Source organism: Actinomadura sp. NTSP31, assembly GCF_041951385.1.
GTDB classification, from domain to species: domain Bacteria; phylum Actinomycetota; class Actinomycetes; order Streptosporangiales; family Streptosporangiaceae; genus Spirillospora; species Spirillospora napierensis.
This window is the reverse complement of the sequence record NZ_JBGNUT010000003.1, coordinates 464,280-478,836: the sequence shown is the minus strand read 5'-3', so window position 1 is coordinate 478,836 and position 14,557 is coordinate 464,280. Positions and strand designations below refer to the sequence as shown.

13 protein-coding genes are annotated in these 14,557 nt (G+C 73.1%); 9 read left to right on the top strand and 4 right to left on the bottom strand.

Translation table 11 applies throughout. The annotated features are described in order from the left end of the window. The first annotated feature begins 73 nt into the window (after positions 1-73). Positions 74-844 carry a pyridoxamine 5'-phosphate oxidase gene (pdxH, locus tag ACA514_RS07375; protein WP_375040254.1) on the top strand — a complete coding sequence of 257 codons (771 nt, stop codon included), beginning with the start codon at positions 74-76 and terminating at the stop codon, positions 842-844. 62 nt (positions 845-906) lie between these two features. Continuing rightward, complete coding sequence (locus ACA514_RS07370) at positions 907-2,205, top strand: MFS transporter (protein ID WP_375040253.1); 1,299 nt, start codon at positions 907-909, stop codon at positions 2,203-2,205. 10 nt (positions 2,206-2,215) lie between these two features. Here the strand turns inward: ACA514_RS07370 and ACA514_RS07365 are convergent, their stop codons facing one another. Next, positions 2,216-2,920, bottom strand: a complete 705-nt coding sequence (locus ACA514_RS07365) for a UdgX family uracil-DNA binding protein (protein ID WP_375040252.1) — start codon at positions 2,918-2,920, stop codon at positions 2,216-2,218. 100 nt (positions 2,921-3,020) lie between these two features. Here ACA514_RS07365 and ACA514_RS07360 point away from each other — a divergent pair, with 100 nt between their 5' ends. The 3 genes from ACA514_RS07360 (at position 3,021) to ACA514_RS07350 (ending at position 7,279) form a co-directional block, all read left to right on the top strand. Next, complete coding sequence (locus ACA514_RS07360; RefSeq protein ID WP_151542213.1) at positions 3,021-3,722, top strand: metal-dependent transcriptional regulator; 702 nt, start codon at positions 3,021-3,023, stop codon at positions 3,720-3,722. 234 nt (positions 3,723-3,956) lie between these two features. Next, positions 3,957-6,284, top strand: coding sequence for a SpoIIE family protein phosphatase (locus ACA514_RS07355; protein WP_375040251.1), 2,328 nt, complete (start codon positions 3,957-3,959; stop codon positions 6,282-6,284). A gap of 14 nt (positions 6,285-6,298) precedes the next feature. After that, complete coding sequence (locus ACA514_RS07350; RefSeq protein WP_375040250.1) at positions 6,299-7,279, top strand: zinc-binding alcohol dehydrogenase family protein; 981 nt, start codon at positions 6,299-6,301, stop codon at positions 7,277-7,279. A gap of 192 nt (positions 7,280-7,471) precedes the next feature. Here ACA514_RS07350 and ACA514_RS07345 read toward each other — a convergent pair whose 3' ends face one another. Together ACA514_RS07345 and ACA514_RS07340 are read right to left on the bottom strand one after the other, a co-directional pair. After that, entirely contained in the window at positions 7,472-8,290 is an 819-nt protein-coding gene (locus tag ACA514_RS07345) for a class I SAM-dependent methyltransferase (protein ID WP_375040249.1), read from the bottom strand. Between the two features lie 133 nt (positions 8,291-8,423). Next, positions 8,424-8,588, bottom strand: a complete 165-nt coding sequence (locus tag ACA514_RS07340) for a hypothetical protein (RefSeq protein WP_375040248.1) — start codon at positions 8,586-8,588, stop codon at positions 8,424-8,426. A 106-nt stretch (positions 8,589-8,694) separates the two neighbouring features. Here ACA514_RS07340 and ACA514_RS07335 point away from each other — a divergent pair, with 106 nt between their 5' ends. From ACA514_RS07335 to ACA514_RS07320, 4 genes are all read left to right on the top strand, one after another. Then, on the top strand, positions 8,695-9,093 hold the full coding sequence (locus ACA514_RS07335) for a hypothetical protein (RefSeq protein WP_375040247.1): 399 nt from the start codon (positions 8,695-8,697) through the stop codon (positions 9,091-9,093). Between the two features lie 150 nt (positions 9,094-9,243). After that, positions 9,244-11,283: an MFS transporter gene (locus ACA514_RS07330; protein ID WP_375040246.1), complete on the top strand. Its 2,040-nt coding sequence runs from the start codon at positions 9,244-9,246 to the stop codon at positions 11,281-11,283. A gap of 107 nt (positions 11,284-11,390) precedes the next feature. Further along, positions 11,391-12,524 (top strand): acetyl-CoA C-acetyltransferase, encoded by a 1,134-nt coding sequence (locus tag ACA514_RS07325; RefSeq protein WP_375040245.1) that lies wholly within the window; start codon positions 11,391-11,393, stop codon positions 12,522-12,524. 109 nt (positions 12,525-12,633) lie between these two features. Next, a complete protein-coding gene (locus ACA514_RS07320; RefSeq protein WP_375040244.1) occupies positions 12,634-13,428 on the top strand; it encodes an enoyl-CoA hydratase-related protein in 795 nt (264 codons plus the stop codon). Positions 13,429-13,455: 27 nt separating this feature from the next. Here the strand turns inward: ACA514_RS07320 and ACA514_RS07315 are convergent, their stop codons facing one another. Further along, entirely contained in the window at positions 13,456-14,220 is a 765-nt protein-coding gene (locus tag ACA514_RS07315) for an IclR family transcriptional regulator (RefSeq protein WP_375040243.1), read from the bottom strand. Positions 14,221-14,557: the final 337 nt, after the last annotated feature.

Below are 14,557 nucleotides of genomic sequence, written 5' to 3'. Positions count from 1 at the left end.
CCAAGAGTGATAAGGCGGTGCCGTGCCATTGAACCCTGTCCGCCCTACTGACCAGTACCCAGGTCCATGTGAGATGCACAGTTCCCAGGTGAGAGGCTCAGACGCTGTGGATTCCCCAACGCCCGACCCCGCACGGCTCCGCAGATCCTACGAGGGGGGCGAGTTGGCGGAGGGGGCCCTCCCCGCCGATCCGCTGGCGCTGTTCGCCGCGTGGTTCGCCGACGTGCACGCGTTCGGGCTCCCCGAGCCGAACGCGATGGTGCTGGCCACGGCGTCCGCCGACGGGGTCCCGAGCGCGCGGACGGTCCTGCTCAAGGGGTACGGGCCGCACGGGTTCCGGTTCTTCACGAACTTCACCTCGGACAAGGGCCGCGACCTGGCGGAGAATCCGCGCGCGGCGCTGGTCTTCCCGTGGCATCCGATGCACCGGCAGGTGCGCGTCGCCGGCCCGGTGTTCCGGCTGACGCGGGACGAGTCGGAGGCGTACTTCCGGACCCGCCCGTACGGGTCGCGGCTCGGCGCGTGGGCGAGCGAGCACCAGTCCGGCGTGATCCCGGACCGCTCGGTACTGGAGCGGCGGTTCGCCGCGCTCGCCGAGCGCTGGCCGGATCCGGCCGCGGCGCCGGGGGCGGAGGCGGTGGCGGAGGGGGACGCGGTGCCGCTGCCGGACTTCTGGGGCGGGTACCGGGTCGTCCCGGAGACGATCGAGTTCTGGCAGGGCCGCCGCGACCGGCTGCACGACCGCTTCCGGTACCGGCGGACGGCGCTGGACGAGCGGGGCGAGCCGCTCGACGCGGACCCGGACGCGGCCGATCGGTGGGTGGCGGAGAGACTGTCTCCGTGACACCGGAACAGCAGCCATCCCCCGCCTGTGCTCCTGACACCCCCGAGGGAGGCGGCCCGGAATTGCCGGACGCCGCCGACGATCCGGCGCATCCCGGGCCCCGGCGCCGGGGCCTCGTGCGCCGCCTCGCGATCGACACCCGTCCCCTGCGGCACGCGCCGTACCGGCGGCTGTGGCTCGGGCAGGGCGTGTCGTTCATCGGCTTCCAGGTCACCGCCGTGGCGGTGCCCGTCCAGGTCTACGAGATGACCGGGTCGTCGTTCTGGGTGGGCGTGCTCGGGCTGGTCAACCTCGTCCCGCTGATCGTGTTCGGGCTGTGGGGCGGCGCGGTCGCCGACCACATGGACCGGCGCCGGCTGCTGTTCTGCGCGTCCTGCGTGATGTGGGTCGCGACGCTGCTGCTGCTCGTCCAGGCGCTGCTGCACCTGGAGAGCCTGCCGCTGATCATGATCGTGGTGGCGGTGCAGGCGACCGGGTTCGCGGTGTCGTCGCCGACCCGCAGCGCGATCATCCCCCGGCTGATCGACAAGCCGCTCGTCCCGGCCGCCAACACGCTCAACTTCACCGCCAGCCAGGTGGGGATGCTCGCCGGCCCGCTGTTCGCCGGCGTGATCCTGGCCCGCTGGAGCTACGGCGCCGCCTACGGAATGGACGCGGTGCTGTTCACCGTCGGGCTGTGGGCGGCGCTGCGGCTGCCCTCGATCCCGCCGCTCGGCGACGTCACCGGCACCCCCGGGCTCCGGGCGGTGATCGACGGGCTGCGCTACCTCGGCACCCAGCCGGTCCTGCTGATGTCGTTCGTCGTGGACATCATCGCGATGGGCGTCGCGATGCCGCGCGCGCTGTTCCCGGAACTGGCCGAGACCCGGTTCGGCGGGGAGGGCGCGGTCGGCTACCTGTTCGCCGCGATCGCGATCGGGGCGTTCCTCGGCGGGCTGATCTCCGGCTGGATCGGCCGCGTGCACCGGCAGGGGATCGCGCTGGTGGTGTCGATCGTCGTGTGGGGCCTGGCCGTGGCCGCCGCCGGGCTCGCCCACCAGCTGTGGCTGGCGGTCGTGCTGCTCGCCTTCGGCGGAGCCGCCGACCTGGTGTCGTCGGTGTTCCGGCAGACGATGCTCCAGACCTACGCGCCGGACGAGATGCGCGGCCGCCTCCAGGGCGTCTTCACCGTCGTCGTCGCGGGCGGCCCCCGCCTCGGCGACCTGCGCGCGGGGGCGGTCGCGAGCGTGGCCGGCGCCACCGCGTCCTGGGTCGGCGGCGGCATCGCCTGCGCCGTCCTCGTCGTCGTCGTGGCCCTCCTGGTCCCCGCGCTGCTCCGCTACGACACGCGCACGGCCGAGACCGTCCCCACCACCACCTGACCGGACCGCGTCAGCGGAGGGCTCGGGCGACCACCTTGAGGTCGTCGAGGAGACCGGCGTACACGGCGTCGCGGTCCTCGGCGCGCAGGACGGCGGACGGGTGGATCGTCGCGACGACCTGGGTGTCGGCCTCGCCGGGCGGGGCCTCGTCGATCTCCCGGCCGGCGGCCGGGGTGCCGATCGTCTCCAGCTCGGGCAGGGCGAGCAGGCGCCCGCGCAGCCTCGTCACCCGGAACGAGGAGCCGAGCAGCGCCTTGCCGGCCGTCGCGCCCAGCGCGACGACCACGTCCGGGTCGAGGGCCCGCAGCTCGGCCAGCAGCCACGGACGGCACGCGCGCATCTCGCCCACGTTCGGCGCCTCGTGGATGCGGCGCTTGCCGCCCGCTTGGCGCTTGAACTTGAAGTGCTTGACGGCGTTGGTGATGTACACCTCGCCGCGCTCGATCCCGGCCTCCTCCAGCGCCCGGTCGAGGACGCGTCCGGCCGGGCCGACGAACGGGTGGCCCTGGCGGTCCTCCTGGTCGCCGGGTTGCTCGCCGACCAGCACGACGCGTCCGCCGGCGGAGCCCTCGCCGAAGACGGTCTGCGTGGCGTTCTCGTAGAGGCCGCAGCCCCGGCAGCCCGCCGCGGCGTGGCGCAGGGCGTCCAGATCGGTGCGCTCCTCGGGGGAGTCCGGGAGGTACGGCTCGGCGTCGTGGGAAGTTTTCGCGTTCATCTCGCGTTCCCCCGTACCCGCCGTCCGGGGGATATTCGCGCGGTCCGGCGGCAGGGGCCCATAGCAAGTAGACTTCGAGGCCATAAGACTGGAGGGAGCTGTGACCTCACACGGCCTGATCGATACCACGGAGATGTATCTCCGGACGGTGTTCGAGCTCGAAGAGGAGGGGATCATCCCCCTCCGCGCGCGCATCGCCGAGCGGCTCTCCCAGAGCGGCCCGACGGTGAGCCAGACGGTCGCGCGGATGGAGCGGGACGGGCTGCTGCGGGTCGAGGGTGATCGGCACCTCGAACTGACCGACAGCGGCCGTGGCCTCGCCACCCGCGTCATGCGCAAGCACCGGCTCGCCGAGTGCCTGCTGGTCAACGTCATCGGACTGCCCTGGGAGGACGTCCACATCGAGGCCTGCCGGTGGGAGCACGTGATGTCGGAGGAGGTCGAGCGGCGGCTGGTCGCGCTGCTGGACAACCCGACCACCTGCCCGCACGGCAACCCGATCCCCGGCCTGGACGAGCTGGGCGGGCACGGGGACGACGCCGCCGCCGCGCCCCTGTCGGTGATGACCGCGGTCGCCAGCGCCTCCGGTGCCGCCGCCGTGGTCCGGCGGATCAGCGAGCAGGTGCAGATGGACAGCGACCTGATGCTTAGACTCAAGCAAATAGGGATACAACCGGGACGAGAGGTGACTCTCCGGGCGACCGATGACGGGGTGCGGGTGACCTGTGACGACGAGGCCGACGGTGCTGCGACGGAACTGCCGCGCGACATCGCCGAGCACGTGTTCGTCAGCAGGCGCTGACACGGTCGGCGTGCCGCCCCCCACCCCCGCCTCGACGGTCTATACCGAAGATCTCCACACCATCGCGCCGTTCGGGCGTATCCCGGCGGCGGGTTCGTCGTTCAATACGACGAGGCAGACACGTACGCGGCCCCTGCCGCGACGCCCGGTGATCATCGCCGCGGGCGGCGCGGGCCGGCCGCGCGGAGGCGAGGCGGTCACCGGCGGGACCGCGACTGGTATCGGGATGGGGAGATGAAGCGTTGGGGGGAAGCGTCCTTCGAGGCGCATCTGCCGCCCGAGACCGTCCTCAACCAGATGGAGATGGCGGTCATCGTCTGTGACCGCTTCAGCAACGTCATCTACGGCAACGCGTTCGCGCGGCAGCTGTTCGGCTTCGGCGGCGACGAGATCATCGGGCACTCGGTGCTGTCCCTCGGCATCGCCGAGGAGGACCACGAGCAGGCCACCGAGCTCGCCAAGCACGTCCTGAAGGGCGGCGTCTGGGAGGGCACCTTCTGCAACCTGCGCGCCGACGGCACCACCGTGTACACGCGCGCGCACGCCGTCCCGCTGCGGCACCCGTCCGGCGCCGTCGACGGCGTCGTGATCTTCGCGCGGGAGGCGCTCCGCTCCAACCAGCGCGACCAGGAGCGCTACGGGCTGCTGGAGCGCATCGGCGAGCGGCTCGCCGGGTCCCTCGAGCTGGAGGCGACGCTGCGGCGCGTCGCCGACACCCTCGTCCCGCAGTTCGCCGACCACTGCTTCATCGACCTCTACAGCGGCGACCGCCTCTACCGGCGGGTGTCGCGGCACGCCGGCAACTGGGAGCCGCCGCCCGGCACCTGGGCCGAGGTCGGCGAGCCGGTCTCCTACCCGCCCGGCCACTTCAGCGCCAAGGCGATGGCGCGCCGCGACGCCGTCCTCGTCGAGGACATGGTCCAGCACCGGTTCTCCGCCCCCTCCGAGTCGTCGCTGCGGCTCGGCGAGTCCATGGGCGTCACCTCGGTGATCTCCGCGCCGCTGCTGGTGCGCGGCGAGATGCTCGGCGTGATGAGCCTGGCGCTGTCGAACCTGTCCAAGCGGCCCGACCCGCACTACGACGGCTTCGACCGCGACCTGCTCGGCGCCATCGCCAGCCGCGTCGCGCTCGCCGTCGACAACGCGATGCTGTTCGAGGAGGAGCGCGAGACCGCGCTGGCCTTCCAGAAGCACCTGCTGCCCGGCGACCGGCCGCCGCACCTGGACGGCCTGCAGATCGCCTGGCGGTACGAGCCGGCCCGCCCGCTGGAGGCGCACGGGCACGGCATCCAGACCCAGGTCGGCGGCGACTGGTACGACGTGATCCCGCTGTCGGCCGGCCGCGTCGGCCTCGTCATCGGCGACGTCGAGGGCCGCGGCGCCCGCGCCGCCGCCGTGATGGGCCAGCTGCGCGCCGCGCTGCGCGCCTTCGCCCAGGACGACAAGCCCCCGGCCGACATCCTGCGCAAGCTCGACGAATGGGTCCGCACGATGACCCGGCCCGAGCGGATGCGGTCCGGCTGGAACAGCGACGACCTCGTCCGGCCGCCGCTGGTGTCGTGCACCTACTTCGTCTACGACGCCTGGTCGCGGGTGCTGGAGTTCGCCAACGCCGGCCACGACCCGCCGCTGCTCATCGTCGACGGCGAGGTCGGCGAGCTGGACTTCGAGAGCGAGGGCGCCATGCTCGGCGTCCGCGCCCCCGGCATGGGCGGCGAGATCCTCTTCAACGAGGAGCAGACCGAGCTGAAGCCCGGCGCCACGCTGGTGCTCTACACCGACGGCCTCATCGACCGGCGGCCCAAGGACGACGGCGAGTACTACACGCGGGAGGAGTCCCGCGAGCTGGTCCGCGCGGCCGTCCAGCGGGTCGCGCGCGGCGGCGTCGAGGCCATCGCCAACGCCGCCTACGACGCCGTCCCCGGCGACATCGACGACGACGTGGCGATCGTGGTGATCCGCACCGCCGGCGACGAGCTGGCCGTCGAGGAGCGCACCTTCCCCGCCGAGCCGATCATGGTGTCGGAGGCGCGCCGGATGGCCGCCGACGCGTTCGCGTCCTGGGGCATGCTCGACGAGCAGGCCGAACTGGCCTGCCTGCTGGTCTCCGAGGTCGTCACCAACGTCGTCCTGCACGCCACCGCGACGCCGCAGCCGCGCCGCGAGACGGTCGTCCCGGTGCCCGCCGGGCCGCCCGGCCGCGGCGGCGAGCCGCTGAGCGCCCCGCCGCCCGTCCAGTTCAACACCGCACAGGTCGGCGGCGCGTTCGACGCCGCCCTCGACCCGGGCGGGTTCGACGAGGACGACTGGAACCTCGGCGCCGACCTCGGCCGCCGCGAGCCGCCCACCAAGGAGTTCCGGCTCCGGCTGCGGCGCGGCGCCGACGCGATCTGGGTCGAGGTGTTCGACTCCGACATGCGGCTGCCGCGCATCCGCAGCGCCGGCGAGACCGACGAGGGCGGCCGCGGCCTGTACCTGGTCGACCAGCTCGCCACCCGGTGGGGCGCCCGGCCGACCAGCGACGGCAAGGCCGTCTGGTTCGAGTTGCCGCTCACCCCCTGATGCGGGCGTGGGCGGTGCGCGCGCCGGCTCCGATCGCCTCGGGGCCGCTGCGCCGCGCCGACCGGGACGTCCCGTCACCGGGCCCCGGTGAGCTGCTGGTGCGCGTCCTCGCCTGCGGCGTCTGCCGGACGGACCTGCACGTCGCGGAGGGCGACCTGCCCGTCCACCTGCCCGGGGTGACGCCCGGCCACGAGATCGTTGGCGAGGTGGCCGAGGCGGGCGCGGGCGCGCTGCACGCCGCGGGCGACCGGGTCGGCGTCGCGTGGCTGCGCGGCACCTGCGGCGCCTGCCGGTTCTGCCGCCGCGGCGCCGAGAACCTGTGCCCGTACTCGGTCTACACCGGCTGGGACGCCCACGGCGGCTACGCCGAGTACGCCCTGGCCGTCGACGCCTACACCTACGCGCTGCCGCCCGAACTCGACGACGTCCGCGCCGCGCCGCTGCTGTGCGCGGGCATCATCGGCTACCGCGCGCTGCGCCGAGCCGACCTCCCGCCGGGCGGGCGCCTCGGCATCTGGGGATTCGGCGGCTCCGCGCACCTCGCCGCGCAGATCGCCATCGCCGAGGGCGCCGACGTGCACGTGTTCACCCGCAGCCCGGCCGCCCGCGAGCTGGCCCGATCCCTGGGCGCCTCCTGGGCCGGTGACTCCTTCGACGCCTCGCCCGACCCGCTCGACTCGGCGATCGTCTTCGCGCCCGCCGGCGGGCTCGTCCCCGCCGCGCTCGAACGCCTGGACCGCGGCGGCACCCTCGCCATCGCCGGCATCCACCTGAGCGACGTCCCGTCCCTGGACTACCAGCGGCACCTGTTCCAGGAGCGCCAGGTCCGCTCGGTCACCGCCAACACCCGCGCCGACGGCGAGGAGTTCCTCCGCCTCGCCGCCCGCCTCGACGTAGCCGTCACGACCCACCCCTACCCCCTGGACGAAGCCGACCGCGCCCTAGCCGACCTGGCCGCCGACCACTTCACCGGCGCCGCCGTCCTGATCCCGTGATCCCGGCCTCAGCCACCTCCGCAACCACGCAACGACCCCGACCGTCGCGATCGCGAGCGAAGCCAAGTTCGAGCTTGCGAGAACTTGATCGCGCAGCGAGGCCCCCAGGGCCGAGTCGGAGCGATGCAGCGATCGCACGCAGTGCCCGTTGAAGGGAGGGCCTCCAAGGCCCGACCGCCAAGGGCGGTGCAATCAAATGGGCTCGGCCGCTACGTGGGCCCAGGATTGGGTGAACCAGAGTTCGCCGCCGATCACGCGGGGCTTGGCGCCCGTGCGGGGGCCGCCGTCGACCTCGTCGGTGAGCGCCTCGCGGATCATGTCGGCGGACGCCTCGTCCCGCGCGCCCGCGAGCCACGGCTCGACCGGCCGCTCGACGGTGAACACGTCGAGGCGGCGGATGCTGCCGCCCGCCGAGGTGATCATCTCGGTGAGGCGGGCGATGGACGGGGTGCCCGGGTGGTCCGGGTCGCGCAGCCGCTCGATCCGGTCCCGCTCCGGGCCGGCCAGGTTGCCGCGGACCAGGTCGGCGATGACGAGCCGGCCGCCCGGCCGGCACACCCGCAGCAGCTCGGGCAGCACCTGTTCCGGCTCGCCCAGGGTGTAGAGCGAGAACCGGGCCGTGACCAGGGAGAACGTGTTGCTCCGGTAGGGCAGGGCGGTGGCGTCGGCCTTGACCGCCGGGTCGGCGGGACGGGGCCGGGGGTCCTCGCGCGTCGCCGTCGCGGGCGGCCGGTCCGGGTCGGTGGCCGGGCCGGTGATGCGCACCGGGCCGGTCCCGAACTCGACCGTGGACATGCGGCCGCCCCGGCTCGGTTCCGCGGGCGCCGGCGCCGCGTCCACCGCGGTCATGTGCCGGACGCGGGGGCCGAGCGCGGCGGGCATCGGGCCGCGGCCGCGCGCCACGTCCAGGCAGACGTCGGCGCGGTCGGGCTCGACGAACTCCAGCAGGCGCCTCAGGTGCGGGGCGATGCCGCCTGCGGTCTCCTGGACCGGGGTCGCCGGATGCGGCACGGGTGGTCTCCCTCGGCTCGGACCGGCTCCGCGGGGTACGGGGAACGGGCGTGAAGCCGGTTTCGCCAGTTATGACTCCCGGGCCCGGCGGGAAGTTCGGCGCCGGCGCCGGGCAATTGCCCCGGCGGGCGTGTCAGCCGCGCAGGTGCTCGCCGTACAGCGCCCCCACGACCAGCACGAACACGATGATCACCGCGCTGCGGGTGGGCATCGGCATGCGCAGCTTCACCGCGACCCAGCGCACGCAGAACGCGGCGAGCACCGCGACGACCGCGAGGCTGAGAAGGCCCTCGTCCATGGTCACCTTCCGTCCGGGGGAGTGCCGCCATCTAGAACGATAGACGCGTAAGGCAATGGTTACCTCGGCGTAGGGGCCCGGCGCGGTCCCCGATAACCTCGCGGATGTGGCAGATGCGAAGGAAGTAGACGGCCGGGACCGCCTGGACGGCCTCATGACCAACGTGGCGCGGGCGCGCGTGGCCCTGGGCCTCGCGGCGTTCGCCGCCCCCAAGCTGACCGTGAAGCTGATGACGTCGGCCGGCGGGAGCGACCCGGGACGCGACTACGTCGCCCGGATGTTCGCCGCCCGCGAGATCGCGCTCGGCGCCGGTTACCTGCTGAGCGACGAGACCGGGCGGCGGCTGTGGGCCCGCGCGGGCCTGCTCGTCGACTCCCTCGACACCGTCAGCGGGCTGCGGACCCGCCGCGGCCTCCCGCTGTGGGTGACCGCCGGGGCCACCGCGATCGCGGGCGGCTCCGCCGCCCTCGGCGCAGCCAAGGTGGCCCGCGACATCCTGCGCTGACGCGTGCCCCCGGAACGGGCCCCCGGTGCGCGGGGGGCCGTTCCGGTGCGTCGCGCGCCCGTCCACGGGCTCCGGCGGGCCGGGTTCCGATTTGGGGTGATCTCCGTGGGTAGTCCTCTCCCGTCACACTGGTGAGGGGGGAACGGCGGAATGACCGCTGACACGGTGGCGCGCGACGAGAAGGCCATGCCCAAGGGCCGCGACCTGTACGTCATCCTCGGCGCGCTGATGCTGGCCATGCTGCTGGCCGCGCTGGACCAGACGATCGTCTCCACCGCCCTGCCGACCATCGTCAGCGACCTCGGCGGCCTCAACCACCTGTCCTGGGTCGTCACCGCGTACCTGCTCGCCTCCACCGCCTCGACGCCGCTGTGGGGCAAGCTCGGCGACCAGTACGGCCGCAAGCGGCTGTTCCAGGGCTCGATCGTCATCTTCCTGATCGGGTCCGCGCTGTGCGGCATCGCGCAGGACATGAACCAGCTGATCTTCTTCCGCGCGCTGCAGGGCCTCGGCGGCGGCGGGCTGATGGTGCTCGTCGTCGCGATCGTCGGCGACGTCGTCCCGCCCCGCGACCGCGGCCGGTTCCAGGGCCTGTTCGGGGCCGTCTTCGGCGTGGCCAGCGTGTGCGGGCCGCTGCTCGGCGGCTGGTTCGTCGACAACCTGTCCTGGCGCTGGGTGTTCTACATCAACGTCCCGATCGGCATCGTCGCGCTGCTGGTCATCGCCGCCGTCCTGCACGCCTCGGGGGAGCGCGAGCGGCACCGCATCGACTACCTCGGCACGCTGCTGATCGTCGGCTGGTCCGTCGGCCTGGTGCTGATGACGACCTGGGGCGGCACCCGCTACGACTGGCTGTCGGCGCCGATCATCGTGCTCGCCGCGGTCTCGGTGGTGCTGATCGGGGTCTGGCTGCTGGTGGAGCGGCGCGCCGCCGAGCCGATCATGCCGCCGCACCTGCTGCGCCACTCGGTGTTCGCGCTGTCCTCGGCGATCAGCTTCGTCGTCGGCTTCGCGATGTTCGGCGCGCTCACCTTCCTGCCGATCTTCCTCCAGGTCGTGCACGGCGTCTCGCCGACCCTGTCCGGGGTGCACCTGCTGCCGATGATGATCGGCATGCTGGTCGCCTCGATCGGCTCCGGCCAGCTGATCAGCAAGACCGGCCGCTACAAGCTCTTCCCGGTGGTCGGCACGCCGCTGATCGCGATCGCCCTGTACCTGCTGTCGCGGCTGGACGAGAACTCCTCCACGCTGTCGATGAGCCTGCGGTTCGCGCTGCTCGGGTTCGGCCTCGGCCTGGTGATGCAGGTCCTCGTCATCGCCGTGCAGAACGCCGTCTCCTACTCCGACCTCGGCTCGGCCACGTCCGGCGTCACCTTCTTCCGGCAGATCGGCGGGTCGTTCGGCGTCGCGGTGTTCGGCTCCGTCTTCAGCAACGAACTGGCCTCGCACGTCACGGACCTCGCGAAGAACGGGATGCTGCCGCCCGGCTTCGACCCGGCCGCCGTCCAGGGCAACCCGAAGCTCCTCGACAGGTTCCCGGGCCCGGTGAAGCACAGCGTCCTGCACGCCTACGCCCAGTCGATCGACACGGTGTTCCTGTGGGCCGTCCCGTTCGCGGCGGTCGCGTTCGTCCTCACCTGGTTCCTGCGCGAGGTCCCGCTCCGCGCCACCTCCCAGACGCGCGACTACGGCGAGGGCTTCGGCGGGGCGCCGACCGTCCGCTCGTCCCGGCACGAGATCGAGCGGGCGCTCAGCGAGCTCATGCGCCGGGACGCCAAGGCCGCGGAGGCCTACAACCGGCTCGCCCGCCTCTGCGGCGTCGACATGCCCGCCGGCAGCATCTGGGCGCTGTGCCGGATCGCCAAGGACGGGACGGTCTCCGGGACCGAGCTGGCCGACCGCGCCGGCGTGCCCGTCGAGGACGGCCGTCCGTACGTCGACCGCCTCGTCGACGCCGGGTACGTCCAGCGGGCCGACGGCGCCCTGACCGTCACCCCGTCCGGCGAGGCCGCCGCCGAACGGCTGTTCGCCGCCCGCCGCGAGGGCCTGGCGAAGCACGTCGAGGGCTGGTCGCCCGAGGACTCCCCCGAGCTGTCGGACGTCCTGACCCGCCTCGCCCGCGTCTCCCTGGGGCAGGACGCCGACGGCGAGGTCCTGCGGCCCGGCGAGGCCGCCCGGACCGCGTCCTGACGCCGAGACTCAGCTCACATAGCGTTGCGCTATCGGAGATGTAATCTCATACTGACGACCGAATCTCACTCGGTTTCGGGACGGAACCCCAATATTCTGGAGGCGTAGTGGCCGAGGCGTACATCGTCGGCGCGGTCCGTACCCCCGTCGGTACCAAGAAGGGCGCCCTCAAGGACGTGCATCCCGCCGACCTCGGTGCGCACGTGCTCAAGGAGCTCGTCAACCGGACCGGCGTCGACCCGTCCGCGGTCGAAGACGTGATCATGGGCTGCGTCATGCAGGCCGGCCCGCAGGCGCTGGACATCGCGCGCACCGCCTGGCTGTCGGCCGGGCTGCCGGAGAGCGTGCCCGGCGTCACCATCGACCGCCAGTGCGGCTCCTCCCAGCAGGCGATCCACTTCGCCGCGCAGGGCGTCCTGTCCGGCACCCAGGACCTGGTCGTCGCCTCCGGCGTCGAGCACATGGCCAAGGTGCCGATGGGCGCGACCATCGTGCAGGGCCTCGACTTCCCGTACGGCGAGGGCTGGGGCGAGCGCTACGGCCAGCAGGAGATCTCCCAGTTCCGCGGCGCGGAGCTGATGGCCGAGAAGTGGGGCTTCACCCGCGAGGACCTGGAGAAGTTCGCGCTGGAGAGCCACCGGCGCGCCGCCAAGGCCATCGAGGCCGGCTACTTCGACCGCGAGATCGCCCCGCTGGCCGGGCTGGCCAAGGACGAGGGCGCCCGCCCCGACACGACGCTGGAGAAGATGGCGGGCCTGAAGACCCTCCGCGAGGGCGGCGTCATCACCGCCGCGGTGTCCTCGCAGATCTCCATCGGCGCGTCGGCGCTGCTGCTGGCCTCCGAGGAGGCCGTCAAGCGGTACAACCTGACCCCGCGCGCCCGCATCCACACCCTCGCCGTCACCGGCTCGGACCCGGTCTACATGCTGACCGGCCCGATCCCGGCGACGGAGAAGGCGCTGAGCAGGGCCGGCCTCAAGATCGACGACATCGACGTCTTCGAGGTGAACGAGGCGTTCGCCCCGGTCCCGATGGCGTGGGCGCACGACACCGGCGCCTCGCTGGAGAAGACCAACCCCAACGGCGGCGCGATCGCCACCGGCCACCCCCTGGGCGCGACCGGCGGCATCCTCATGACCAAGCTGCTGCACGAGCTGGAGCGCACCGGCGGCCGCTACGGCCTCCAGACGATGTGCGAGGGCGGCGGCCAGGCCAACGCCACCATCATCGAGCGTCTTTGATCCCACGATCGTCCTCCCGTGGCCCGTCCCCGGTTCGGGGGTGGGCCACGGGTGTGTCCGGCGGGCGGGATGATGGCCCGGTCGTTCCCTGGACCGCTGAGGGTGGAGCATGTACGAGACGATCCTTTACGAGGCCGCGGAGCGGGTCGCGCGGATCACGCTGAACCGGCCGGACGCCCGCAACGCGCTCAGCGACCGGATGATCGACGAGCTGCTGGACGCCTTCGGCCGGGCCGGGGCCGACGACGGGGTGCGGGTCATCGTGCTGACCGGGGCCGGTGACCGGGCGTTCTGCGCGGGCGCCGACCTCGGCGGGCTCGGCCGGGCCCAGGCGGACGGGCGGTCCGTCGCCGACGCGGGCGCGATCCGCGCGAGCGCCCCGTTCCGGCTGTTCACCGCGTTCCCGAAGCTCGGCAAGCCGATCATCGCGCGGCTCGCCGGGCACGCGGTCGCCGGCGGCCTCGGCCTCGCCGCCGCCTGCGACCTGGTGGTGGCGGCCGACGACGTCAAGCTCGGCACCCCCGAGGTCAACGTGGGGCTGTGGCCCATGATGATCATGGCGATCATCAACCGGAACGTGGCGCCGAAGCACGCCTTCAAGCTCTACTACACCGGGCAGCGGATCACCGCCGCCGAGGGACGCGACATCGGCCTGGTCACCGAGGTCGTCCCGCGCGCCGAACTGGACGCGCGGGTGGACGAGCTGGCCCGCACCATCGCGTCCAAGAGCCCCCTCGGCCTGCGCCGGGGCCGCGACGCGTTCTTCGCGATCGAGGGCCGCCCGCTGGAGGACCAGGTGGAGCACCTGCTGTCCGAGCTCGTCGCCCTGGCCGCCACCGAGGACGCCAAGGAGGGTATCACCGCGTTCCTGGAGAACCGCCCTCCGGACTTTCAGGGCCGCTGACGGCGCGCACGCCCGCCGGCGGGGGAGTCAGGAGGCGGCGGTCAGGGTGAGCGTCCGCTGGAGTTCGGCGGCGCGGGCGCGCATCCGGTCGGCGGACTTCTCGATCCTCGGGAGCTTGCCGGTGCGGCAGGAGATGGCGAGCGCGCCGACGGCCGTGCCGGTGGCGTCGGTGACCGGCACCGCGGCGCAGCCGGTGCCGAGGGCGTACTCCTCGCGGTCGAGGGAGAGGCCGTCCGGCGAGCTGAGCGCGCCGAGCAGCCGCCCGGGCTCGGTGATGGTGTGCGGGGTCAGGTCGACCAGCGGGTGCCGGGACAGGTAGTCGCGGCGCCGCTCCTCGTCGAGCTGGCTCAGCATGCACTTGCCGAGCGCGGTGGCGTGCGCGGCCTCGTCGAAGCCGACCCACACGTCCACGCGGGGCGCGCGCGGGCCGTCGGCGATGTCGATGAGCCGGATCTCGTCGTCCACGTGCATGCCGAAGTAGCAGGCGACGCCCAGCTCGTCGCGGAGCGCGACGAGCGTCGGGCGGACGTGCGCGAGCAGCTGCTGCGTCCGGCTGCGTCCGTGCAGCGACTGGACGCGGTCGCCCAGCACCCAGACGCCGTCCGGGAGCCGCATGGCGTAGCCCTCGTGGGCGAGGGTGCGGAGCAGGTGGTACGTGGTGGCGAGGGGCAGCCCGGACTCGCGGGCCAGCTGCTTGGCGGGCGCGCCGCTCGGATGCGACGCCACCGCCTCCATGAGATGCAGGGCGCGCTGCACCGAGGCGATGAGCGTGGGTCTGCGTGTCTCATCCATCACGCACAGCGAACCCCTCCGGCCCGGCCAGGTCAAGGCCTTTGCCGATACTCGGGTCATTGGATCACTTCTCGGGTGTCTTCGCGGGAGCTCTCCGAAGTCCCCCGGCTAATGGCGATCTGATGGAACGGTCCTGTTCGCGCGCCTTTCCGGTTGTCGGCATCTTTCTCACCCGCAGTCCCGTAAATCGCACGCGACACGCCTGGACGGCGCGGGAGTGGGCGGCGCGCCGACTGGGGAGTAACTTCGGGTGGGTGCAACCTCCGGGGCGCCGAACCCGGAGCCCAGGGCCGCCGCCGCGAGGGCGGGAACGGCGGAAGCCGCTTCGAGGAGCCGG

Excerpts from the sequence above, each read along its gene's own strand:
- pdxH (WP_375040254.1), top strand. The coding sequence starts at position 74 with ATGCACAGTTCCCAGGTGAGAGGCTCAGACGCTGTGGATTCCCCAACG.
- ACA514_RS07365 (WP_375040252.1), bottom strand. The coding sequence starts at position 2,920 with ATGAACGCGAAAACTTCCCACGACGCCGAGCCGTACCTCCCGGACTCC.
- ACA514_RS07355 (WP_375040251.1), top strand. The coding sequence starts at position 3,957 with ATGAAGCGTTGGGGGGAAGCGTCCTTCGAGGCGCATCTGCCGCCCGAG.
- ACA514_RS07340 (WP_375040248.1), bottom strand. The coding sequence starts at position 8,588 with ATGGACGAGGGCCTTCTCAGCCTCGCGGTCGTCGCGGTGCTCGCCGCG.
- ACA514_RS07330 (WP_375040246.1), top strand. The coding sequence starts at position 9,244 with ATGACCGCTGACACGGTGGCGCGCGACGAGAAGGCCATGCCCAAGGGC.
- ACA514_RS07320 (WP_375040244.1), top strand. The coding sequence starts at position 12,634 with ATGTACGAGACGATCCTTTACGAGGCCGCGGAGCGGGTCGCGCGGATC.
- ACA514_RS07315 (WP_375040243.1), bottom strand. The coding sequence starts at position 14,220 with ATGGATGAGACACGCAGACCCACGCTCATCGCCTCGGTGCAGCGCGCC.